The sequence below is a fragment of the Candidatus Villigracilis proximus genome (assembly GCF_016717045.1).
In the GTDB taxonomy this organism is placed as follows: Bacteria; Chloroflexota; Anaerolineae; order Anaerolineales; family Villigracilaceae; genus Villigracilis; species Villigracilis proximus.
In genome coordinates this window covers 1-24,705 of record NZ_JADJUO010000023.1, presented here as the reverse complement: position 1 = coordinate 24,705, position 24,705 = coordinate 1, and the positions used below count along the sequence as shown (strand labels likewise).

Below are 24,705 nucleotides of genomic sequence, written 5' to 3'. Positions count from 1 at the left end.
TTTAAGTGTTTTGCCTGAGACGTAAACTGAGTATGATGAAGATCATCAGGGTGGTGATGGCAAGTAGGACAATTGCTTGAATCCATAGTCCCATAAAACTGATTGCCATTGTTAATAAGATCAGGGCTGCAAGAAATAGCACTGGACGCTTCGTTTTTTCAGACAGGTCACTTTTGTGTAACAGGTATGCTCCGCTGATTAGGCTTAGAATGCTGATGATGGATGTGATGACCAATATCCATGTGCCATTGCCGCGCACGGGCAGTACAAATACGCCGCAGGTATTTTCCTGGTCTGGCATTGGGTAGGCGGAGTAGACCAAAACTTTGGCGAAGATGAATTGTCCCAGATCAAGATTATCAGGGCCGATATTCCATGTGAATGTATGAGCTTCACCTGCTGCCAGGTCTATGAATTCAAGAGAGGTAGCTGGTGCAAGGGATGTGCTGATTTCCGTCCTGACCGATGGTGAGATCACCTGGCCTGTTGGGTTGGTGACCTTGATCGAGATGGTCTGACTTTCATTGCTGCCCATCAAAATGGGACAACTTAATCCTGAAAGCGGATTCTTGGCCTGCTTTGTAAATCCATAGAACGCGGCCTCAAAGTCTGCCCAGGTGGACATCACGGATAGTGTGATGCTGACTAACATGCCAATTAGTAAAAGGCTTAATGCGGAGATGGGGTGGGATAATGTTTTCATAAGATTGGTTTAATACTTTTATTGTAGCATTTTAAAGAGGTTTGTATATTTCCATGCAACAAAAAATGGACTAGCCGCTACCGGCCAGTCCATTTTTTGTTATGGTTACTTCTTCTTTTCCATATCCTTGCGGATCTGCTCACGCAGGGCATCCGCTTCAGGCGAACGCTGGGCTTTCGTGGATTCTTCCGCCATGGCGCTGAAACGGTCTGACAATAGCATGGTCAGCAGGCCTTCCATCACATTGCTGTTGCCGGAGGTTCCGCCTTCGGCATTGTTGCCGCCAACAACCACACGCGGTACAACGTCCACGCCGGAGGATTGAATGGCTTCTGAGAAGCGGTTGAGTACCTGCTGCGTCACCTGGAATTGAGGGCCGCCATACGCACGGACCTGTTCTTCGGTGGCAAGCGCCTGCGCGATACCGATGCGGGCGATCTTTTCAGCTTCCGCTTCAGCCAGCGCGCGGATCTGCTGCGCCTGTTGCAGGGAGCGTTGATACTCAGCCTTACCCTGATCGGTCTGGATGTTAATGTTCAACTCGGCTTCGGTCAATCTCGTTTGCATTTGCGCGCGTGATTGAGCCTCTTTCAACTCGCGTTCCTTGATGGACGCTTTTTCCTGCTGGGCGTAGGTTTCGACCTGTTCGGTAGCCACCTGACGTGAACGCAATTGGTTAAGAATGGTCTCAATCTGAGTGTCACCTTCGGGTGAGGAAGGTGTGCCAATCAGCACTTCTTCCAACTCAAGGTTGTAATGCTCAAACTTTTCCTTCATCTCAAGGCTGGATTGCTGTTGAATGGTACTGCGTTCCTGCAAGAGTTGAATCAATGTGCGTGTCTGACCGACGTTCTTGAAGTAGGCCGAAACCATCGGGTCGAGAGTTTGTTCCACCAGTTTTTTGATATCACCAAAGCGTTGAATAACGAGCGGGGCCTTTTGATAATCAATATGGACAACCACCGAAAGCGGCAGGGACGGCTCGAACGCATCCTTTGTGATGAGCGAGACTTCGGTTAGATTCTCATCGAACTTGTGTGCACCGACATCCGCGCGGATCCACTTTAAGATAAAGTTGGTCGTCGGAACCGAAATGATCTTACCCGCATACGTGTTAAAGGCATACTTGCCGGGCAGGAGCGGTTCGCTCCAAATACCACGGTTGCCTTTGGAAGCCAATTCGCCGTGACGATAGTCCTTGCCTGAAAGGTCTGCGCCCATGGCGCCGGTGTACGAGACGACCACACCCACATTACCAACTTCGATGACCGTCTTGGGGATCATTTCAATGGTGCCGAACAAACGGTTGACGTAATAGGTGCCTTCCACCAATACCTGTAATTGACGTCCGCGTAGGCCGCCGGCGCGCAGGAAGTTATCGGCATCCTGGAATTTGTTGTGATAGGTATCGGCTTGTGCAGGTTCATCACCGACCACCGGTGCAATGATCTCGCCCTGTCCGAGGGACGGGCCGTCATGAATGGTGACAACACCAATGGTATCGTCAGTATCCTTAATAACCACGGGACGGAAGCCGCCGCGCTCCGCGATCACTTGTGCCATGCCGCGGATCGTATCGCCTTCTTCCTTGCTTAATGCCAGTGTGTAAATGCGCTCCTCGGTGATGACAATGAACTGCACCAGGTTGAACGCATAGGTACCTTCACGCAAAATCCGGCGCTGCGGACCACGCTGTCCGCCATTCTTTAGAAAGCCTTCCACATCCTGAAAATCAGTAACCGCCGCATTGGATGCCAGCACCTGTGCCGGGTCTAATTGTTTGCCGTCACGCGCGAAGACATAGCCGACCTTACCCTGGGAGATGGTCACCAACGGCATCATATGCACAACATACTGAACCGGCATCAAGTAGTGTAGACCACCGCGCAAAATACGTGGCTGATAACCAGCTTCGCCGTTCATCGCGATAAAACCAGATTTGACAGAGCCTTTACCGCTGAATCGTTTCTCGATCACGCCGATTCGGTTGTTGGGAATGAATCGAATCCCTGATAGCATGATGAGAAATAGAATTCCAAACACTACATAACCCACAAAAACCAGTACAGTCATTTTTTCTCCTTGTACGCCAAATTGCGCACAACATTAATTACGGATTATCTCAAATGAGGTTGCTATATTTTACTCATTTCCAATCGAAAGCGACATCCACCCTTTTGTGCTATTTAACCCAACCTGCCATCTTGAAAAAGGCTTTTGCCGTTTCGGGCAGACCCGGCTTAACCGCTGGTGATTTTTTTGTGATTGCCATAAACGAAACGAAGCCAATAGCAGTGTGTTGAGTCTAATATTACGGTTAAGAGGAGAAATTTATGACTTCAAAGATTTTTATGAGCTATTCACGCCGCGAACTTGGGTTTGTTGACGATCTGGTCAGTAAACTCGAAGGTGAGAATTACGATGTTTGGCTGGATTACCGCGCCTTGATCCCGGGTAGTCCATGGAATGTGCAGATCGATAAAGGTCTGACTGAAGCGGATACCGTTCTGCTTGTGGTATCCAAGGCTGCAATCGCTTCTGAATATGTGGCGCTGGAATGGCGTCATTTTTTGGAAACAAAGAAGCGAGTCATTCTTTTGATCTTTGAAGCGGTGGATTTACCCAAGGAACTGGAACAATACGAATGGGTGGATTTTCGCGGCAGTTATAAAGCAGGGCTGGCAGAATTATTTTCCCAATTGAAGCAGCCGATTCAGGAAGAACACCCTGTCCCTGAAACAGGCTTCAAGGCGCCGTGGATCGTATGGGTTGCCATCCTGGTGAGCGCACTGGTGTCTTTGTTATCGCTTTCTGAATACTGGACTTTGTTCATCCCATGGATCTTGTTCCCTCTTCCCTACAAGATATACAAACGAAATTTCGATTTTACACATGTGCAAACCGCTTTGCTGGCATTACCGGTTGCATCCGTGCTTTCTTTAGTGGTATACGAAGACCCGGCATTGGATATTGTTGTGTGGTCGGGCATCATGTATGGGCTGATCCTGCTGTTCATCCTGCGCTCTCCTGCCATGCAGCGTTGGGGAAAGCCGGAAGCCATCATCCCGAAATATATCAATCCGCACGACCCGAAGATTTCAAACCCCACCCCGATTCCCTTTTATGTGGACTATGCGGTTCAAGACCGCGTGATCGCTGAGGATCTGATCGCGACCTTGAAGAAATACGGACACCCACAGGTGAATACGATTCAGGAAGCGAAGGCGGTCTTTGCGCTGATCTCCCGCTTCAAATCGGACACGGAAGCTGATTCGGAAAAACAAATGCTTTTTCCCATTCTGATTCAGACGAACAACGACATTTCGAAGGCATTATCCCGCATCCAGTGGATCGATTTCCGTCCCGGCGTGCGCGGGTTGGATGTGATCGCCCAGTTGCTGCCCAACCCGAAGGAACTGCTTAAAGCGTTGGGTATGAGGCCGGTTAGTTCTCAAACAGTATATTCGCCATTGATCACTGCAATTTACTACTTTATCCTTTTCCTGACCGTGGTTAATATCGGTTCTTCAATAAGCTATTTACTGACTCCACCGATCGACCTGATTCCTTCCGACTATGTTGAACTTGGGGCGAATATGCTTTTGTTCGGCGGGCTTGCCTACTTAATGGTGAGTGGATTAACCAGCCGAAAAGGTCTATTCTCCAGTTTGTGGCAGATCCTTTTGGGTGTTGTTGTCATGTGGGGCCTGACATATTGGCAGAAAGTCCTGGATGGCAGGATTGTCAGTGAGATCGTTGATGCAGGCATTGACATAAACACCATTCCCTACAACTTTGTCAATATTGCAGAATATATTTATTTGATCGGGATAGCCGTGACGGGGTTTATGTTTTTCAGGAACATGCGCGACGCAAAACGCTGGTTCCCCGCGAAGAAGTAGGAATAAACGAGAGACAACCGCCGCCTGATGATAAAGGCGGCGGTCACTTTAATCGGGTATACTTTGCCCCGCAACCATGGCAATTCAATAAATTTCATTAAGAACCTGTCATGTTTGCATTCGAGTTTTTAAAAGAGAGAATACCCAAAAGTAATATGACTGACCATATCCGTAACTTCTGTATCATCGCCCATGTTGATCATGGCAAATCCACGCTTGCAGACCGCCTGCTTCAATTAACAGGCGCGATCTCTGACCGCGACATGACCGAACAGGCGCTCGACAGCATGGACCTCGAACGCGAAAAAGGCGTCACGATCAAGTCTTCGGCTGTCCGCATGTTTTACACATCAAAAGCCAATCAACGCTATGAGATGAACCTGATCGACACGCCCGGGCATGTCGACTTCGGCTACGAAGTCAGCCGCGCGCTCAAAGCCTGCGAAGGCGCGATCTTGGTGGTGGATGCGACTCAAGGGATCGAAGCCCAGACTCTTGCGAATCTTTATCAGGCGCTCGATGCCGACCTGACAATTGTTCCTGTTATCAATAAAATTGATCTCCCCTCAGCCCGTCCCGACGAAGTTGCCGAAGATGTAGGCAGCCTGCTTGGGGTCGATCCTGAATCGGTGCTTTGCGTCTCCGCCAAGGAAGGCATCAACATTGATCAAATCCTCGAAGCGATTGTTGAACGTGTGCCGCCTCCGCAGGATGTGGATAACAAACCCGTCCGCGCGCTGATCTTTGATGCGCATTATGATTCATATAAAGGCGTGATCGCGTATGTGCGTATCATGGAAGGCAAAATCAAATCGACTGATGTGCTGCGTATGTTGGCGACCAAACTTGATTTACGCCCGGTTGAGATCGGTATCTTTGTGCCGAAGATGCAGCCTGTGGAAATGCTCGGCTCCGGTGAAGTTGGTTACATCGCCACCGGATTCAAGACCGTGCATGAGTGCCGCGTGGGCGATACGATCACACTCGCATCCGCGCCGGCTGAAGAACCTTTGCCGGGTTATCACATTCCCAAGCCAATGGTCTTTGCCGGTATCTACCCCGTTGAAGCGGATGATTACACCACCCTGCGCGAGTCGCTTGATAAACTACAACTCAACGATGCTTCATTAACCTTCCAGCCTGAAACCTCGCAAGCGCTGGGATTTGGTTTCCGCGCGGGTTTCCTTGGCTTGTTCCACATGGAAATTATTCAGGAACGCATCGAACGCGAATATGATCTGGATGTACTTTTCACCGCCCCATCGGTGGAATACGAAGTGTTGATGATCAATGACGAAGTCATTACCATTGACTCGCCCGCTGAATTGCCCGACCCGAGCAAGATCGTCGAAGTGCGTGAGCCGTGGATGAATATTGAGATCATCACGCCTACTGATTATTACGGTCCGATCATGGAATTGGTCACCAAGCGCCGTGGTATTTTCAAGAAACAGGAATATCCAGCGCCGCATCGTGTGCAGCTTGATTTTGAGATCCCGCTCTCTGAGATCATTGTTGATTTCTTTGATTCGTTGAAATCACGCACCAAAGGCTACGCTTCGCTTGATTATCAGTTCCTTGAATATCGCGTCGATAAATTACAGAAATTGGAGATCCTCGTCAATGGTGATCCTCTCGATGCGCTCGCAGCAATTGTCCACGAGAAGGATGCGTTCCATAAGGGGCAGCGTCTCATCACCAAACTCAAGGATCTGATTCCGCGCCAGTTGTTTGATGTCGCCATTCAAGCCGCATCCGGCGGACGCATCATCTCGCGCGCGAATGTCAAAGCCACGCGCAAGGATGTGCTCGCGAAATGTTACGGCGGTGATATTTCACGTAAGAAGAAATTGCTTGAAAAACAGAAAAAAGGCAAGAAGCGTTTGAAGATGGTCGGTAATGTGGAAATCCCACAGGATGCATTCATGGCCGTTTTGAAATTGGATGACGATTAATACGTTGGGGCGACCCTTGTGGTCGCCCTTTTTGTATATAACGCAAATTTAAAATTATGGTGTAATTGTAGGGGCGGTTGCTGCTCAGCTCCGCCCCTACAATTATTTTCTGGTGAAAAATATGAAAGATATAAAACGTTTGATCCCCGGCGCTTTGGTCAGCATTGCCTTGATCGCGGCGATTCTGTATTTTGTCGATTTCCAAACCATGTGGAGCGCGATCCAGAATGCCAATTATCGCATTTTATCAGGCTCGATCATCCTCTCATTTCTGTGGATGTTCGTGCGTGCAAAGGTCTGGCAGACTTTGCTGCGCGACAAACCAAAATATGTGGATGTACTCTTCGCAGCTAGTGAGGGATATTTACTTAACACGTTTCTGCCGTTCCGCCTTGGCGAAGTAGGGCGTGCCTTTCTTCTCAGCCGCAAATCGGGGATGACCTTTAGCGAGATATTGCCCACCATTATCATTGAACGAGTCGTTGACCTGGCCTTCGCTGCCGCGTTTCTTCTGGCGGCTCTGCCCTATGTTGCAGATTCGCAGGACTCCGAACGGATCGGTTACATCGTGGGCGGTGTGGTCATTTTGGGACTCGTGATGATGTATGTGTTGGCTCGCAATAATAAATGGGCTTTGGATACTTTTCATAAACTAAGTGTGCGCTGGCCTTTTCTTCAAAAATTTGGCGGGAGTTTCCTCGAGTCGTTTTTTGAAGGTCTGGGCGTGCTGACGGACGGCTGGCTCTTCATCCGCTTTTTATTGTGGATGAGCTTCAACTGGTTTATTGCGCTCGTTGCTTATTATTTGATTACGCTGGCGTTCTTCCCGCAGGCGCAGCCTGAGTGGACTTTGTTCATTTTGAGCGCGGCTGCTTTAGGCGGAGCCATCCCTGCCTTGCCGGGCGGCGTTGGGACTTTTGAAGGCGCGGTCAGTGCGGCCTTGTTCGTGTTTACAAAGGATCAGTCTACGTCACTGGCGGTGGCATTGACTGCCCGTTTATATAATTATCTAAACAGCGGTGTGCTTGGTACCATTGGCCTAATGCGCGAAGGGCAGACCCTTTCAGGCGTCTATCAGCAACTTATGAATATGAGAAACAAACAAAATGCAGCAAATCCTGACGAGGTAAATTAATCATGACCAAAAACTATCTTGTGACCGGCGGCGCGGGTTTTATCGGTTCGAACTATGTTCATCGTTTGTTGAAGCGCGGTGAGAAGGTTACCATCTATGATAATTTTGCACGGGCAGGTGCGCCGCGTAATCTTGAATGGTTGAAGCAGGAATTTGGGGAGAGTGCCTTCGAGGTAATTGTTGGGGACGTGCGCGATGCCGATAGGATCGCTGAATCAGCCAAACGGTCCGATGTGATCGTGCATTTGGCGGGACAGGTTGCGGTGACCACGTCGGTTATTAATCCGCGTGATGATTTTGAGTGCAATGCATTGGGTACATTTAATGTGCTTGAGGCGGCGCGGCTTTCGGGAAGAAATCCAATCTTTGTTTATGCCTCCACCAATAAGGTGTATGGCGGCATGGAAGATGTTGAGTTGTTTGAAGAAGCCACGCGCTGGCGTTACAAGGATCTGGTGAATGGCTGTCCCGAATCACAGCCTTTGGATTTTCACTCGCCGTATGGATGCTCGAAGGGCACCGGCGATCAATATGTGCGTGATTATGCGCGCATGTATGATCTGCCCACGGTGGTGATGCGCCAGAGCTGTATTTATGGTCCGCGCCAATTTGGTATTGAAGATCAGGGCTGGGTGGCGTGGTTTATCATCGCCGCTGAGATGCGACGCAACATTACCATTTATGGTGACGGTAAACAGGTGCGTGATATTTTATATGTGGATGATCTGTTGAATGCCTATGATCTCGCAATTGAAAAGATAAATATCTCTGCCGGGCAGGTTTATAACCTCGGCGGCGGACCTGAAAATGTGATGTCGATCTGGTCTGAGTTTGGGCCGAAGCTTGAGAAATTAATTGGCGATACGATCGAAGTGGCGCGCGGTGACTGGCGCCCCGGTGACCAGCGTGTATTTTATGCCGATATCAGCAAGGCAGAAAAAGAATTGGGCTGGGCGCCAAAGGTCAATGTGGAAGCAGGCGTTCAAAAATTACATACATGGGTGATGGAAAATAAAAACTTGTTTTAGGGAAAATCCGGGGCGAGAGCCTCGGATTTTTATTTTTGGCCGCGCGGGTATAATCTGCCTGCTTTTATTTTATCTTTCGGAGTAAATCCTTATGCAGCAATATCTTTTTACTCTTGTAGAGCGGGCGGTTCTGGCTCTTCCAAATATTATTACGGCTTTGGCGATCTTTGTCCTTAGCTTGTATTTTGCGCGGGTATTAAGCAATGTGTTGAAGAGAGTTCTGGTCAAGGGCAAGACTGTCTCCGGTGTGACCGATCTTCTGTCTGACATTTTACGCTGGACGATCATTATTTTTGGTGTGATCACGGCCTTGCAAAGATTCTTCAATGTGACCGCCTTTATCACGGGGTTGGGGATCATCGGTTTTACGGTTGGCTTTGCGCTGCAAAATGTGATGCAGAATTTCGTCTCGGGCATTATTCTGTTGATGCAGCAGCCGTTCAAAGTTGGCGATGAGATCAATGTTTTGAATTTCGATGGCGTGGTCTTGAAGATCGACCTGCGGACAACCGAGATGCGAACCCTCGATGGACGCATTGCAATTCTGCCCAATGCCTGATGTGCTTTCGCATGTCATTATCAATTACACCCGTTCCAATCGCCGCCGTGTGGAACTTCCGCTCGTGGTAGCGTATGGGACCAGCCCTGAGCAGGTGCGTGCTGTTTTGCAATCGGTGATGAAAGATGTGCCCGGGTATGTGATCACGCCCGCGCCGGAGATCAACTTTACCAATTTCGGAAATTCATCCATCGAGTTGACAGCCTCCTTCTGGGTCAATACTTCTGTGATCAAGGTGGAATTCGCCAAGGATGCCGCGCTGGTCAAAGTGAAGGAAGCCTTTGAAAGTCAGAACATCAAAGTTCCGCTTCCATCTCAGATGTTTTATTTCAAGGCTGAAAAGTAATATACGGGTTTTGCAACTCATGCGCCCCTTTCTTATCCATTATAATCCTCTGGCTCTATGAAAATACTCACCGTTCTTACCTACTACCGTCCGCACACCAGCGGACTCACCATTTACGCAGAGCGCCTTGCGCGTGCCTTCGTCCAACGCGGCCATCAAGTGACCGTGATGACCACCCAATACGACCCGTCTCTTCCGCGCGAAGAAATGATGGATGGCGTAAAAGTCATTCGTGTGCCGGTTGCGGCGCGAGTCAGCAAGGGCGTGCTTGCCCCAACTTTTGGATTTGTCGCCACCAAATTGGTCGCGCAGCATGATGTGGTGCAGTTGCATCTTCCGCAATTTGATGCGCCCGGCGTTGCATTTCGTGCGCGCTTATTCGGCAAACCGGTTGTGCTCACCTATCACTGCGATCTGTTTCTGACTCGCACCTGGTTTAATCGTCTCGTCAATTTTGTGGTGGATTTTCAAAACAACATGGCCGGACGTCTTGCCAATCACATCGTGACCTATACACAAGACTACGCTGATAATTCTCCCTACCTCTCACGCTACGCATCAAAACTGACCCCGATCCTGCCTCCCGTCGAATTGCCTGTTCCTACGCCTTTGGCTGTTTCCGCTTTCGCTGACGCACATCGCACAAAAGAACGCAGACCCGTGATCGGCATGGCCGCCCGTCTCGCCGCCGAAAAAGGCGTGGAAGTTTTACTCGATGCGCTGCCTATCATTTTAAAGAAATATCCCAACGCGCAAGTCTTATTCGCGGGCACATATCAAAACGTGATGGGTGAGCAGGCCTATTCAGACCGGCTTATGCCGCGCATCCGCGAGTTTGAGGTGCAGGGACATTGGACCTTCCTCGGCAATCTTGATCCCATTCAAATGGCGGCCTTCTATCCCAACCTCGATGTGTTAACAGTCCCTTCACTGAATTCCACCGAAGCCTTTGGCCTCGTGCAGATCGAAGCCATGCTGAACGGTGTGCCCAGTGTTCCGTCTGCATTGCCGGGAGTGCGCAGACCTGTCCAGATGCATGGCATGGGACGAGTCTCTAAAATCGGAGATTCTGCTTCTTTGGCAGAATCAATTTTGAGCGTATTGGATGAAGCGGATCAACATCGCGGTGATATTGATGCGATCAAAAAATCCTACGATCCTGATTCTGTTGCGCAGGAATACGAAAAACTATTTCAAAGGTTAATGAAACGATGAGTGATCGTAAAAATAAAGATTTTCTTTTTCTCCATCTCAGCGGACTTCCCTACTTCCGCGCTTTTTTGCGCGCCGTGGAAAGTGCCTATTATCAGGATATTGACCTGCCTTCCCCAACTTTAGACGTAGGCTGCGGTGACGGAAATTTTGCAGCATTAACTTTCGACCATAATATTGATGTGGGACTTGATCCCTGGCACGGACCGATCCACGAAGCCAAGCCTTACGAAAAATATAACGTACTGGTCGAAGCGGATGGCGGTACGATGCCATTTTCAGATGGATACTTTTCATCCGCGTTTTCCAACTCGGTGCTGGAGCATATTCCGCATTTGGATCAGGTGGTGAAGGAAACCGGTCGTGTTTTAAAGTCCGGTGCACCTTTTGTATTTTGTGTGCCGAACCATAATTTTTTACCTACTCTTTCCGTCAGCAACGCGTTCGATGCGGTCGGTCTGCGCTCCTTGGGGAATTTGTACCGCGCATTTTTTAACAAAATTTCACGCCATCATCATTGTGATGATCCTGCGGTCTGGCAGGCGCGGCTTGAAGCCAATGGATTTACGCTCGTGCGCTGGTGGCATTATTTTTCGCCTCAGGCTTTGCGCGTGTTAGAATGGGGCCATTATTTTGGCCTGCCGAGTTTGATCGTACATTCCATTTTTAAACGCTGGATCCTATCCCCCACCCGCTGGAATTTATATTTTACCGAGCGTTTCCTGCGCAAATTCGTGGAGAATCCCGAGCACCCGCAGGGCGCTTATACATTTTATGTGGCCCGCAAGAACTAGCGGTATTCGGGAAATTTATTAATTACTCACCCCATGATCAACAACTCACAAATCCCTCCCCTTGAAGATCCAACCCAGGAAGCTCAGGAACCCACCGTCCTTGACTTGTATAAATCAGTCACAAAGGATTGGGGTTCCTTCTTTAATTTCATCCGCTCGTTGTGGGATGCGCGCCGCCGTGAAGAACTTGACCGCGCTTTGGTCAATGAAGTGGCGCAGCACTATGTGTCAGAACCAATGCCGGAACAGCCTGTGCGCGTTTCTTATTTTCCGTGGCGTTCCCTGCTGGCGTTTTTTCTGGCGCTCGGCGCACAATCTTTATTGGAGCCGCAGAATCGTCAGACAAATATTGCTGTTGTTTTATACGTCCTCGCGGCAGGGGGTTGCATCTGGGCCTATTTCAAAAATGAATGGCATCTGCCTGCCCTGCCTGTGACCTGGCAAACATCCGATGATCTGAGCACACGCACGATCCCGTTTTTACTGTCCATTGTTTTGGCGTTGACAGCCTTCTGGTTTTTTGGCGGCGGCGTATTTACCCTCGTCAATGTTTTGCTGTGGCTGCTTGCGATCGGTTTTCTATTTTGGGGCTTATGGGTCAAACGTCCAAAAATCGAACAGGAAAATAATCCTGAAACACGCACAAAAAAGATGTTATGGAGCGCGCTTGTTCTCAGTGTATTTGCCGTCACGATTTTCTTTCGCCTGTACCAGATCGACTCTGTCCCAGCTGAACCGTTCAGCGATCATGCCGAAAAAATACTGGATGTCTATGACATCTCGCAGGGTGAATATAAAATTTTCTTCCCGCGCAATACCGGCCGTGAAGCTTTTCAAATGTACTGGACGCTGCTTGTCGCCAATGTTTTCGGCACTGGGCTTTCCTTTCTGAGCCTCAAGCTTGGCACGGCGCTGCTGGGTGTTTTGACAATTCCGTATGTGTATCTATTGGGGAAGGAATATGGCGGTTCGCGCGTGGGGCTGTTTGCGCTTGCTCTTTTTGGAATTGCCTACTGGCCGAATGTGATCTCCCGCATCGGACTTCGCTTCCCTTTATATCCGCTCTTCACTGCACCCACGCTCTTTTACTTAATCCGCGGCCTGCGTACTCGAAACCGGAACGATTTCCTGCTCTCGGGCCTTTTTCTGGGACTTGGTTTGCATGGGTATAGTCCATTTCGTATGGTTCCCATTCTGGTGGTGGCAGCCTTTATTATTTATGTGATTCATGTCCGCTCAAAAGAGAATCGTCAACAGGCGTTGTTGTGGCTGGTGATTCTTGCGGTCACTTCGCTTTTTGTTTTCCTTCCTCTATTGCGTTATTTGCTGGCGAACCCGGATATCTTTGGGTATCGCGCCATGACCCGCCTCACATCTGCTGAGGCGGCGCTGCCCGGCCCGGCGTGGGAGATATTTCTTTCAAACTTAATGAACGGTTTGTTGATGTTCAATTGGGACAACGGAAGTATCTGGGTGCATTCCGTGCCAATGCGTCCGGCTTTGGATGTGGTGGCGGGTGCGCTGTTTGTGATCGGTGTCCTTTTATTAATTATGCGTTATATCCGTCAGCTTGATTGGCGCGATCTGTTTTTGCTGATTTCCATTCCTGTGCTGTTGATGCCGTCTGTTCTTTCGCTGGCTTTTCCGGCAGAAAACCCTTCTTTGAATCGTACAGGCGGGGCGGCGGTGGCGGTATTCATTGTCAGTGCGCTGGCTCTCGACGGGTTTGTATCAAGCCTGAGCGGGGTGCGAAGCGGGAGGCGGGCCTTCGTCGCTTATGGGGTGACAGCGCTTTTATTCGCCGCATCCGCTTTTCAAAATTATGATCTTGTCTTCAATAAATTTAATGAAAACTTTAAGGGCGGCGCGTGGAATACTTCTGAGATGGGTAGGTTGATCAGTGAGTTTCGTGATAAAAACGGTCAGACCGATTCAGTGTGGATCGTACCTTTCCCGTATTGGGTGGATACGCGTTTGCCGGGTGTTTGGGCGGGGGTTCCGAATCGTGATTTTGCGCTCTGGCCTGAAAATTTTGCTGAGACACTCAATGTGCCCGGGCCAAAACTGATCATGTATCGAGTGGACGATCTGGAAACTGAGAATGCTCTTAAAGTTCTCTACCCGAATGGCGTATTCTCCCGCTATACTTCCAGTTATCCTGATAAGGATTTTATGGTGTTGAGGATCGAGCAGTAATTTGTCCACGTGGTTTTGTGGCGAAGCGGCTAAAAAATAAATATGAATAATTTTAAAAACGAAAAATACGCATGGTTGTATGATCTGCTTTTTATTCTTGTCCTGCTAATGGCGGGATATTTGCGTTTTGGTGGTGTGGGGTGGGGCGAAGGATATCACCAACATCCAGATGAATTGTTTCTCAGTGGTGTGCTTGGAAGTTTGCGGGCGCAGACTTGTGAGACTCCGTTGACGCCTGTGGATGCCTGTCCTGAGGATCAAAAACGCTGGATGGGTATCGGTGAATATTTTGACACGGATAATTCCACGCTGAATCCATACAATAGCGGATACTCGTTCTTTGTGTATGGGACGTTTCCGCTGACGATCACGCGTTTTATCGCAGAAGCTTTTGGCGCGGATGATCTTGAAACGTTGAAATTTCTGTCACGTGAGATGTCTGCGCTGGCTGACCTGTTTACGATATTTATTTTATATTTAATGGTTTCCGGTTTGTATGGGCGGCGCATCGGTTTGTTCGCGGCGGCTTTTTCCTCGCTGGCTGTGATGCAAATTCAACAGTCTCATTTTTTCACCACAGATCTGTTTACAAATATGTTCATGTTCCTCGCGTTGGGGATCGTCATGCTGATCGTGGAGTATAGGGAGAAATCCGGCGAGCGGGATGCGGTGGAATATAAGCCTGAAGTGGAGGAAGAGGAAAGCGAAGGGTTAATGCTTGTGAAGCATATTGCTTCAGAGACACACGTTCGCTGCCGGAATTCCAGTCAACGCGCACAAGTTCCTATGGGTTGGGAATTTTGCTTCATCCGCTTTTTCTGCTCAGTATCGGGTTTGGGCTGGCGCTTGGCATGGCGATGGCTTCCAAGATCAACGCGGCAGCGCTGGCGCTTATGCTGCCGTGCGCTTTTTTGATCCGATATTTCTTTGTCAAAAAAGATGCAAGCAATGAGGCGTTAAAATTAATTCTCATTTGTTTGGTGGCGGGCGGCATCGCAACGATCATTTCCTTCCGTATTTTTCAGCCGTACGCATTCAACGGACTGGGACTGAATCCGCAGTGGGTTGCGAATATTGCCGAGCAGCGCGCACAGGCTGCCGGCTCTGACCTGCCCTGGAATTTGCAGTGGGCACGCCGTTCTCATTTGTATTCGTTTCAAAACCTGACCGTTTGGGGGCTTGGGCTTCCTCTTGGCATTCTCGCCTGGGCGGGATTTTTGCTCATGGGCTGGCGGATTCTTAAAGGGGAGTACAAACATTTATTGTTATGGGGCTGGACGGCATTTTATTTTGGCTGGCAGTCCATGGAATTTAATCCGACCATGCGTTATCAACTGCCGGTCTATCCGCTGTTGTGTATGATGGCGGCCTGGTTTATTTTTGAACTTCCTAAATTAAACAATCCGAAAAATCGGGTTAATTTATACGGCATACTTGCCGCCACACTCGGCGTGGTTGTGTTGATCTCAACCACGATTTGGGCTTTTGCGTTTCAAAGTATTTATTTGCGCGATGAACCGCGCATTGCCGCCTCACGCTGGCTTTTCCAAAATGCTCCAGGCCCGGTCAATATTGAAATTGAGACCGCAGACCGTGGTGTGTATAACCAGCCTTTGCCGATCCCGAGTGACATGGTGATTCAGCGCGAAGTGGTGTTTTCGACCACCTTCGTTCCCCGTTACGATGGACAGGTTTCTGAGATCGTTTTCGGCCACGCGCTGGATTTTGATGTACCCCCCTCAACTATTGTGTTGACTCTGTCTGCTTCATCCGCGCCGGATGAAGTTCTGGCGCGTGCTTCACAGTCGGTGGATTTGGATAACAAAAAAGATTTGCGCGGGCCTTCCGTTACTTTTTCTTTGGATAACAAAGTTACGCTTGTAAAAGACCAGCCTTATCTTTTGAAGATCGAGACTTTGGGAAGCGGACTCGTGATCAGCGGTTCTGCCCTTGCCAATGAGACAGACTACGACTGGGGACTGCCTTTCCGTATTGACGGGTATGATGCGTTTGGCGGTATCTATCGCGGCGATCTGAATTTACAAGTCTATTGGGATGACAATGCTGACAAACTAAATCGTTATGTGCAGACCCTTTCTCAATCTGACTACATCATCATCCCGACCAATCATCAGTACGCGCAGATCACACGCATACCGGAACGCTATCCGCTGACCACTTTGTATTATCGTGAACTGTTGGGGTGCCCAGTGGGTGCGGATATTATCAAATGCTACAATGCCGCGCAGCCCGGACAATATAAGGGCAGCCTGGGTTTTGAATTGGTGGAAGTGTTTGAGACCTATCCCACATTTGGTCCGCTGGTGATCAATGATGGGACCGCGGAGGAAGCGTTTACTTTTTACGATCATCCCAAGGTTTTTATCTTCAAAAAATCTGACGATTTTGATGCGGCGAAAGTGCAGTCTGTGCTTGGCGCAGTTGATTTATCCAAAGTGGTTCGGCTTACGCCAGATCAGGCTAGCGATTACAAGAATTTGATGCTGCCGGATACGCGTCTTAAGCAACAGCGCGCGGGCGGCACATGGTCTGAGTTATTTAATTATGATTGGATTCAGAATCAATATCCATTTGTGGGGGTGTTGATCTGGTATTTGTTCATCTTTGTTCTGGGGCTCTTTGCCTATCCGATTGCCCGGCTGGCTTTACCGGGGATTCGTCAGTATGCGTATCCGCTTGGACGGATTGTAGGTTTGGTTTTGCTGGCCTGGCTGGCGTGGATGGGCGGCTCGGTTGGTATACCGTTTACGCGAGTCTCCATCAGTGTGGCGTTTGTCATTGTCGCTGCGGCAGGCATCGGGTTATGGTTGATGCGCAAAGAGCAGTTCAAAGCGGATTGGGATTCCAATCGCAGATTCTTTGTGATGGTGGAAATCCTCTTTCTTGTCTTCTTCCTGATCGATCTTTTGATCCGGCTCGGCAACTCGGATATGTGGCATCCGTCGAAGGGCGGCGAGCGGCCAATGGACTTTTCGTATTTCAATGCAGTGTTGAAGAGTACGAGCTTTCCGCCTTATGATCCGTGGTACGCGGGCGGCTATATTAATTATTACTATTATGGTTTTGTGCTGGTCGGCACGCCGGTTAAATTGTTGGGCGTTGTGCCTTCGATCGCTTATAACTTTATTCTGCCAACCTGGTTCGCGTTGATCGCCATTGGCGCGTTTACGATCGGTTGGAATTTAATGGAAAAAGACAGGGATGAAAATTCATCTCTGGTCTCCGGCCTCGCGGCTTCTGTGATGACGATTTTGCTTGGAAATCTTGGCACGCTCAAATTGATCTTCCTTGGGTTTCAACGAATCGCCGCGCCGCAAGGCAATGTGCCGGTGGATGCAACTTTCGTGGAGAAATGGATTCTGGCCGTGAAGGGATTGGCGCTGGCTTTCGCGGGCGCGGGGCTGCCGATCGGGCGCGGTGACTGGTATTGGAATCCCAGCCGTGTGATTCCTGCGCCGAATGATGTGGAGCCGATCACGGAATTTCCGCTCTTTACGTTTCTATTCAGTGACATGCACGCGCACATGATCGTCATGCCGTTGACTCTGTTTGTCATCGCGTGGTCGGTTTCATTTATTAAATCACGCGCGCAGATGACGCGTGCCGAGTGGGTCGCCGCTTTTGGAATTGGCGCGTTGGTCATTGGCGCGTTACGCCCCACCAATACCTGGGATTTATATACTTTCTTTCCGCTGGCGGCGCTGGCTGTGATTTACACACTCTATCGCAATTTTGAATGGAAAGGTCGTTTCAATTTGCCCGATGGGCTGGGGCGTGCAATGGTTGCCTTGGCTGCGGTTGGTTTATTGTATGTGCTTGGTTCTTTACTGTATTCGCCTTTTACCTATTGGTACAGTTTGGGCTATGGCGCAGTAGACCCGTGGAAGGGTTCGCATACACCGATCTCATCCTATCTTACGCAATGGGGCTTGTTCCTCTTTATCATTACGGCCTGGTTCGCATGGGAAACCCGCGAGTGGATGGCATCCACGCCTGTTTCAAACTTAAAGAAACTACGCGCCTACGCCCTGTTGATCGAGATCGGATTGGCTGTTTTCATTGCCCTGCTTTTATTCATGGCCGTGGAAAGCGTGCGCATTGGCTGGCTGGCGATTCCGCTTGCCGCCTGGGCTGCGATCTTAATTCTGCGCCCCGATATGCCGGATGTGAAGCGCGGTGTTTTGTTAATGATCGGCACAGCGCTTGCCCTAACCATTGCAGTTGAAGTGGTGGTACTGGTCGGTGACATTGGCCGCATGAACACGGTTTTCAAATTGTACTTACAAGCCTGGATGCTGCTTGCCATCAGCGCCGCCGCCGCCTTTGGCTGGCTGTTGAACGAATTTCCGTTTTGGAATTTGCGCTGGCGTACGATCTATCAAACCGGGTTATACGCGTTACTGACAGGCGCATTTTTATTTACCATTACCGCTACAACCGATAAGATCAGCGACCGCTTAAATTCAGAAGTGCCGCACACATTGGACGGCATGACCTTTATGAAATATTCCCAGCACTGGGATGGTCAACCGATGGAACTGAGCGAAGACTACAACGCCATCCGCTGGCTTCAGGACAATGTAAAAGGCTCTCCTGTTATTGTGGAAGCCAACTGTTCAGAATATCGTTGGTGTACACGCATCACCATCTACACCGGTTTGCCGGGCGTGGTCGGCTGGAACTGGCATCAACGTCAGCAGCGCGGATTTGCATCCACAGATGTGCAGCAGCGGGTGGATGAGATCGGCATGTTCTACAACACACTTGATCTTGAATCTGCGCGCGCTTTTCTGAAAAAATATCAGGTTCAATATATTGTTGTAGGTCAGCTTGAAAAAAATATCTATCCGTCACTTGATCCTGCTTTAAATAATTTTGCCAAGTTTGAGTTATATGACGGCAAATACTGGAAGACGGTCTATCACGATCAGAATACAACCATCTACGAGGTCTTGCCATGATCCTGCACATTACATCAAAGAGCGAATGGGCCGCAGCGCAAACACGCGGTGAGTACAGCGCGCCGAGTTTGCAAACCGAAGGCTTTATTCATTGTTCCACTGAAGATCAGGTTCTGCATGTGGCGAATGCTTTTTATGCCGGGCGCACTGACCTCGTGTTATTGAAACTCGACGAAGCACAACTCAAGCCCGAGCTTAAGTGGGAACCGCCTGCTGGACTTCCCGCCCCGGGCATTTCTGAATCCGATTCATTTCCGCACATCTTTGGCCCCATCAACTTAACCGCAGTCGCATCTGTGCTTAACTTTCCGCCTGATCCTGATGGCAACTGGCATTCTCTCCCTTTATGATTTCTCCCGTCTCATCTGAGATATTGATCCGCCCCGCCCGGCCGGAAGACGCAGCCTTCGTCGCGGACATGTTTTATCTCTCCATGGGAAAACTGGCAGACTATCTTTTTGAGAATGCAAAACAACCGGCACATACGCTTATAAAAAAACTGGTCACTTGCAATGCCGGCCGATTTGGTTTTGAAATTACCTTTATTGCCGAAGCAGATGGCGAACCGTTGGGTGCATTGGTTGTTTGTGAAGGCGCAAAACTTGATTCGCTCAATCTGGCTGTGGTTCCAAATATTTTTTCGGTTATGGGATTGGTCCCCGCCTTGCGTTTTCTTTGGCGCGGATACGCTCTCCCCGGCGGACGGGAAGCTGAAAAAGATGAATATTACATCAGCAATCTTGGTGTCTCTGCCGCATCACAAGGGCGCGGCATTGGCTCACATTGATGACATTTGCCGAAGAGAGAGCACAGTCTGTATCTCTGAAAAAATGCGCCTTGGTGGTTGGGCTTTATAATAAAAACGGATTGCGCTTATATCAACGCCTCGGATATCAGATTGTTGAAACAATTTCACACCCAAATGAATATCTTGGGTATCACCGTATGGTTAAACAACTATCTTAACTTGCAGCTTGTCCACTGATAACTGATAACTGGATATCCCCCAATGACCGCATTCATCACCTGGTACTTCATCATCACTTTGCTCGGCTGGTTAACCTTTCCGCTGATGCACACTTTATTTCCCGCGCTTGCTGATAGAGGGTACACCCTCGCGCGCACTGCGGGACTATTGATCTGGGGCTATGTCTTCTGGCTCTTCGCTTCACTCGGCATCGCACAAAATGACATGGGCGGAATCCTGCTGGCGCTCGCTGTTCTGGTTGGGATAAGTATTTTTTCGATCATAAATCGAAGATCAGAAGTTGTAAATTTTCTCAGATCGAATCTTCCCCTCATTCTTACCACTGAAATTTTATTTTTTATTGCCTTCGCCTTCCTCGCCTTTGTCCGTTCTGCCAACCCAGAGTTGACCAGCACCGAGAAGCCGATGGAATTGGCGTTCATCAACGGCATTTTGCGCTCGCCCACATTTCCACCTCAAGACCCGTGGCTTTCAGGCTATGGCATTTCTTATTATTACTTTGGCTACGTGATGACCGCCATGCTTGCGCGGTTATCCGGCATCGTCGGCAGCATGGCTCATAACCTGATGACCGCGCTCATCTTTGCCCTTGGTGCCCTTGGCGCTTATGGAATTGTCTACAACCTGCTTTCAACAACAGACCACGGACGACAAACCACAGACCGTGATGAAAGATCTGATGGCGAAGAATCTCCCACTGTCCACCGTCCACTGTCCACTGCTTATGCTCTCCTCGCTCCGCTCTTCCTGCTGCTCGTCGCCAATTTTGAAGCGTTGCTTGAAGTCCTGCATCGCCGCGGATTATTCTGGGTAAAAAATTCAATCACCGGTGAATACACCAGTGTCTTCTGGAAATGGCTGGACATGAAAGAACTGTCCTTTGCTCCGCTCGAACCCTTCCAGTGGGAACCTGACCGTTATCTCTGGTGGTGGCGCGCTTCACGTGTTGTACAAGATTACGACATGCTTGGCAATCATCGTGAAGCGATCGATGAATTCCCCTTCTTCTCCTTCCTGCTCGGTGACTTGCATCCGCATGTGCTTGCCATCCCGTTTAGTTTGCTGGCGATTGCCGTCGCGTTGAATCTGTTCCTTGGCGGTTTTCGCGGCACGATCAGAATCTTTGGCGCGCGTTTGCATATCAGCTACGCAGGCTTTCTATTCTCCGCCCTCGTCATCGGCGGACTGGCCTTCCTCAACACCTGGGATATTCTCGTCGGCGCCACATTAATTATCCTGGCCTATGTCTTCGCCCGCGCACGTGAAGACGGCTGGCGTTGGGATCGCCTTGAAGATCTGTTTCTGCTTAGCCTGCCGCTCGGCATTCTTTCCGTTATTTTATATTTTCCGTTTTATCTTGGCTTTTCATCACAAGCCGGCGGAATTCTGCCAAACGTCATGAATCCCACCCGCGGCGCTCATCTCTGGGTTATGTGGGGCACGTTATTAATTCCCATCTTTGCCTATCTTATTTACTCTGGCGTTAACTTTGGAGCGCAGGAGTCTGAAGTGCAGGAGCTTGCTCCTGCATCTAAACGAAAACCCAACTGGAAACTCGGCATCTCCCTCGGCCTCGGCTTTGCCCTCCTGCTCTGGATTCTCTCCTGGGCCATCGGCTGGGTCGGCTCTCTTATCGAAAAAGATTTTGTATTTATGTTCCTTTCTTCGCAAGGCATGTCCGCCAGTCAATTTTTCAATGCCACCACCCTGCGCAGATTAACCTACATCGGCAGTCTCATCACCCTGCTTGCAATTTTAATTCCATCGCTCGCCTATTTGTTTGCAGATAATCACAAATTGCAAATTGAAAATCCTCAAGTCGTCAATCGTCAATCATCAATCGTCAATCAATTCACCCTGCTCCTTCTCACGCTCGGCACCATCCTTGTCCTTGTTCCTGATTTTGTTTATCTGCGTGACCAGTTTGGATATCGTATCAATACCATCTTTAAATTTTATTATCAGGCATGGATGTTATGGAGTCTTGTCGCCGCATTTGCAACCGCATATTTATTTCAAAACTTACGGGGATTAAAGGATATTCTTTTCCGTATATTGATCGGTCTGGTAATTTTTGCAGGCTTGCTGTACCCGGCATTTGGCTTGCTTAACAAGACAAATGATTTCAAACCAACCTATGGTTTCACACTTGATGACTTTGACCGCATCCGCCGTGAGAACCCCGATGAAGCCGCCGCCATCGATTTTTTGCGTACCGTGCCGGATGGAGTCATCGCCGAAGCTGTTGGAGATGGCTATAGTGGTTATGCCCGCATTTCCGCACATACGGGTCTGCAAACGGTCATCGGCTGGCCTGGTCATGAAGCGCAGTGGCGCGGAACTTACGAGCCGCAAGGCTCCCGCCGTGATGACATGACCACGCTCTACACCACTGCCCGTTGGGAAGAAGCACAGGCTATTATTGATCGCTACGATATTCGTTATATATATATCGGCACTCTGGAATATATATCCATGCCGGTCAACCAGGAAAAATTTCAACTTCACCTTAAGCCCATCTTTCAACAAGGCGGCGTGGTGATTTACGAAGTACCATAACCCCACTCAATTTAAACCGATTACAATTGCCCCCATGACTTACCGACATTTCAAACACGAAGGCTGGCTGTATGCCTTGGCATTTTTTACTGCTGTCGCCCTGCGCTTCATCCAGCTTGGTGCCATGCCCCTCACCGACGTGGAAGCCGCGCCCGCCTTGCAAGCCCTGCACATCGCACAAGGCCTCAAGCCCGCGCTCAGTCCGCACCCTTTTTATATTCTCTTCACTTCGATCTTCTTCTTCCTCTACGGCGGCGGGACTGATTTCCTCGCCCGACTCATCCCTGCCTTAATCGGAAGTTTACTCGTCTTCGCTCCCCTGCTCTTTACTGAACGCTTCGCCGCCTTCGCCCTCCTCAGCGGACCTTCCATCTGGCTTGGCCTTCTTGGTATCGCCATCACCTGGGCCATCCTGCAAGGCATAAATTCTTTGCGAAGTGCAGAGCCATCAGCCGCTACTCCTTCATCTTTCATCCTTCACCCTTCATCCTTCATCCCTTTCGTTTTTTCCTTCATCGTCGCCGGTACGCTCTTCTTTATCGTTCCGAATGGTATCAGTGCAGCACTTGCATCCATCCCTGCATTTTTTGTTGGTTGGGTATCCGCTTCTGATGTCAGCTGCCAGATTGGCTTTTTCATTGGCTGTCTATCAACCGCTTGGCGTGATCCTCGCTTTTATCACCATGTTTCGCGGCTGGCGGAATAATAGTCCGCGCATCATTTCATTAAGTGTCTGGTTTTTGGTGGCGTTGCTGCTTGTGGTCTTTATTCCCTCCCGTCAAATCGGTGACCTCGTCTGGGCGCTGATTCCGCTCTGGGCAATGGCTTCACTTGAACTCGTCCGCAATGTGGATATCTTCCCTGAAGAACGCAATGAAGTACTGGGCGTGATTTTCCTCACCACCTTCCTCTGGGCTTTTACATGGCTTGATCTCTCAGGCCTGGTCTGGACTCCCGCCGGCACTTCACAATATTCACTGCGCTTCTGGCTCTTGATCGGAGTCATATTTTTGTTCGTTCTCAGTCTTTTGTTGGTTGCTGCAGGCTGGTCTATTCGTGTTGCGCATATTGGCGGCGTATTAGGCTTGACGATTGTTCTTGGATTGTTTGGCCTTGGCGGCACGCTTGGATCTGCAGGTTTCCGCGGATTAGCGAACCCCGAGCTATGGTGGTCACAGCCTGTCCCTCTGCAAGCGGATTTATTACAAGCCACTGTGCGTGATATATCCGAGTGGGGCGTGGGAGATGACTTCTCCGCTCCTGTGGTCATCGTTGGGCTTGATTCGCCTGCACTGGAATGGACGCTGCGTCAGCATCAGGTAACAGTAGTGGAAGCCCTGGATATTTCCAGTTCACCTGATTTCGTCATCACTCCGTTTGAGAATGATCCTGTTTTAGTCGCCGCCTATCGTGGGCAGGATTTTTCATGGCGTCAGACTCCTTCAGGGGATGTAACGCTGCCGGGAGATTGGATGCGTTGGGTGACTTTGCGTGAAATGCCGCAATCTGGCGAAACCATTATTCTTTGGGCGCGTGATGACCTTTTCATCGATGTCCCATCTCAACCCCATCCCTAGCCACTTTAATTTAAAGAGACAAAAACTTTATGACAAAAAACTTCCCCCCATTGATCATTGCTCTCGACGGCCCTGCCGCATCGGGCAAATCCACACTTGGACGCAGTCTGGCTGATGCACTCGGATATTTATTCTTCGACACAGGTGTAATGTATCGCGCCATTACCTGGATCGCGCTTCAGCATGATATGGATCTGCGTGATGAAATGGTCATTACCGGGCTTGCTCAAAACGCGCAAATTGACATCCGTCCTCCGTCAAAAGATGATGGCCGTGCTTGTGATGTGGTCATCGGTGATAAGGATGTCACCTGGGATATGCGTGATGGTTCGGTGGATGCGAATGTCTCGATTATTTCAGCCTATGCGGGTGTGCGTACGGCTTTGTCTGAGCAGCAACGTCGTATTGGGCTGCGTGGTAAAGTGGTCATGGTCGGCCGTGATATTGGTACGGTTGTATTACCTGAAGCAGACTTAAAAATTTATCTGGATGCCAGTGCAGAAGAACGCGCCAGACGCCGTTACCACGAGATCATTGCCCGTGGCGATCAAGCGGACTACGATGAGATTCTTAAAAAAGTGATTGAGCGCGACCATATTGACTCAACACGCGCCGTGGCTCCATTGCGCGCGGCTGACGACGCGCTCGTCATCGATTCAGACAAGATCAGTGCAGAGCAGGTTCTTACGCAAGTCATTGCCTTGTGTAAATAATTTAAGACATACTCAAATCAAAACGCAGACGAAAGTCTGCGTTTTGATAAATAGTA

The 24,705-nt window shown here is 49.5% G+C and carries 19 protein-coding genes; 17 read left to right on the top strand and 2 right to left on the bottom strand.

Going from position 1 to position 24,705, the window contains the following annotated elements; translation table 11 throughout:
- Window position 1: 1 nt before the first annotated feature.
- Both IPL71_RS20895 and IPL71_RS20890 read right to left on the bottom strand, forming a co-directional pair.
- Window positions 2–703, bottom strand: a complete 702-nt coding sequence (locus IPL71_RS20895; protein WP_345324994.1) for a hypothetical protein — start codon at window positions 701–703, stop codon at window positions 2–4.
- Window positions 704–808: 105 nt separating this feature from the next.
- On the bottom strand, window positions 809–2,776 hold the full coding sequence (locus IPL71_RS20890; RefSeq protein WP_345324992.1) for an SPFH domain-containing protein: 1,968 nt from the start codon (window positions 2,774–2,776) through the stop codon (window positions 809–811).
- 260 nt (window positions 2,777–3,036) lie between these two features.
- On the opposite strand from IPL71_RS20890, the gene IPL71_RS20885 reads away from it, so the two are divergent.
- The 17 genes from IPL71_RS20885 (at window position 3,037) to cmk (ending at window position 24,649) form a co-directional block, all read left to right on the top strand.
- Window positions 3,037–4,605 carry a toll/interleukin-1 receptor domain-containing protein gene (locus tag IPL71_RS20885; RefSeq protein WP_345324990.1) on the top strand — a complete coding sequence of 523 codons (1,569 nt, stop codon included), beginning with the start codon at window positions 3,037–3,039 and terminating at the stop codon, window positions 4,603–4,605.
- Between the two features lie 155 nt (window positions 4,606–4,760).
- On the top strand, window positions 4,761–6,560 hold the full coding sequence (gene lepA / locus IPL71_RS20880) for a translation elongation factor 4 (RefSeq protein WP_345324988.1): 1,800 nt from the start codon (window positions 4,761–4,763) through the stop codon (window positions 6,558–6,560).
- A gap of 121 nt (window positions 6,561–6,681) precedes the next feature.
- Window positions 6,682–7,695, top strand: a complete 1,014-nt coding sequence (locus IPL71_RS20875) for a lysylphosphatidylglycerol synthase transmembrane domain-containing protein (protein ID WP_345324986.1) — start codon at window positions 6,682–6,684, stop codon at window positions 7,693–7,695.
- Window positions 7,696–7,697: 2 nt separating this feature from the next.
- Window positions 7,698–8,723, top strand: a complete 1,026-nt coding sequence (locus tag IPL71_RS20870) for a GDP-mannose 4,6-dehydratase (protein WP_345324984.1) — start codon at window positions 7,698–7,700, stop codon at window positions 8,721–8,723.
- 91 nt (window positions 8,724–8,814) lie between these two features.
- The gene (locus tag IPL71_RS20865) at window positions 8,815–9,282 is read left to right on the top strand and encodes a mechanosensitive ion channel family protein (protein WP_345324982.1); all 468 of its coding nucleotides are present in this window, start codon (window positions 8,815–8,817) and stop codon (window positions 9,280–9,282) included.
- A complete protein-coding gene (locus IPL71_RS20860) occupies window positions 9,251–9,628 on the top strand; it encodes a mechanosensitive ion channel family protein (RefSeq protein ID WP_345324981.1) in 378 nt (125 codons plus the stop codon). The genes IPL71_RS20865 and IPL71_RS20860 overlap by 32 nt, the downstream gene beginning before the upstream one ends.
- 57 nt (window positions 9,629–9,685) lie before the next feature.
- Window positions 9,686–10,843 (top strand): glycosyltransferase family 4 protein, encoded by a 1,158-nt coding sequence (locus tag IPL71_RS20855; protein ID WP_345324979.1) that lies wholly within the window; start codon window positions 9,686–9,688, stop codon window positions 10,841–10,843.
- Window positions 10,840–11,634, top strand: coding sequence for a class I SAM-dependent methyltransferase (locus IPL71_RS20850; RefSeq protein WP_345324977.1), 795 nt, complete (start codon window positions 10,840–10,842; stop codon window positions 11,632–11,634). Before IPL71_RS20855 ends, IPL71_RS20850 begins: the two co-directional genes overlap by 4 nt.
- 33 nt (window positions 11,635–11,667) lie before the next feature.
- Window positions 11,668–13,830, top strand: coding sequence for a glycosyltransferase family 39 protein (locus tag IPL71_RS20845; protein WP_345324975.1), 2,163 nt, complete (start codon window positions 11,668–11,670; stop codon window positions 13,828–13,830).
- Window positions 13,831–13,872: 42 nt separating this feature from the next.
- A complete protein-coding gene (locus IPL71_RS20840; RefSeq protein ID WP_345324973.1) occupies window positions 13,873–14,745 on the top strand; it encodes a glycosyltransferase family 39 protein in 873 nt (290 codons plus the stop codon).
- Complete coding sequence (locus IPL71_RS20835; RefSeq protein WP_345324972.1) at window positions 14,631–18,812, top strand: DUF2298 domain-containing protein; 4,182 nt, start codon at window positions 14,631–14,633, stop codon at window positions 18,810–18,812. The genes IPL71_RS20840 and IPL71_RS20835 overlap by 115 nt, the downstream gene beginning before the upstream one ends.
- Window positions 18,809–19,162 (top strand): DUF952 domain-containing protein, encoded by a 354-nt coding sequence (locus tag IPL71_RS20830; RefSeq protein WP_345324970.1) that lies wholly within the window; start codon window positions 18,809–18,811, stop codon window positions 19,160–19,162. The genes IPL71_RS20835 and IPL71_RS20830 overlap by 4 nt, the downstream gene beginning before the upstream one ends.
- The gene (locus IPL71_RS20825; RefSeq protein WP_345324968.1) at window positions 19,159–19,599 is read left to right on the top strand and encodes a GNAT family N-acetyltransferase; all 441 of its coding nucleotides are present in this window, start codon (window positions 19,159–19,161) and stop codon (window positions 19,597–19,599) included. The genes IPL71_RS20830 and IPL71_RS20825 overlap by 4 nt, the downstream gene beginning before the upstream one ends.
- A gap of 222 nt (window positions 19,600–19,821) precedes the next feature.
- Entirely contained in the window at window positions 19,822–22,359 is a 2,538-nt protein-coding gene (locus IPL71_RS20820) for a DUF2298 domain-containing protein (RefSeq protein ID WP_345324966.1), read from the top strand.
- A gap of 34 nt (window positions 22,360–22,393) precedes the next feature.
- Entirely contained in the window at window positions 22,394–23,065 is a 672-nt protein-coding gene (locus tag IPL71_RS20815; protein WP_345324964.1) for a hypothetical protein, read from the top strand.
- On the top strand, window positions 22,998–23,936 hold the full coding sequence (locus IPL71_RS20810; RefSeq protein WP_345324962.1) for a hypothetical protein: 939 nt from the start codon (window positions 22,998–23,000) through the stop codon (window positions 23,934–23,936). The genes IPL71_RS20815 and IPL71_RS20810 overlap by 68 nt, the downstream gene beginning before the upstream one ends.
- Before the next feature lie 29 nt (window positions 23,937–23,965).
- Window positions 23,966–24,649: a (d)CMP kinase gene (cmk, locus tag IPL71_RS20805; protein WP_345324960.1), complete on the top strand. Its 684-nt coding sequence runs from the start codon at window positions 23,966–23,968 to the stop codon at window positions 24,647–24,649.
- The last annotated feature ends 56 nt before the right edge of the window (window positions 24,650–24,705 follow it).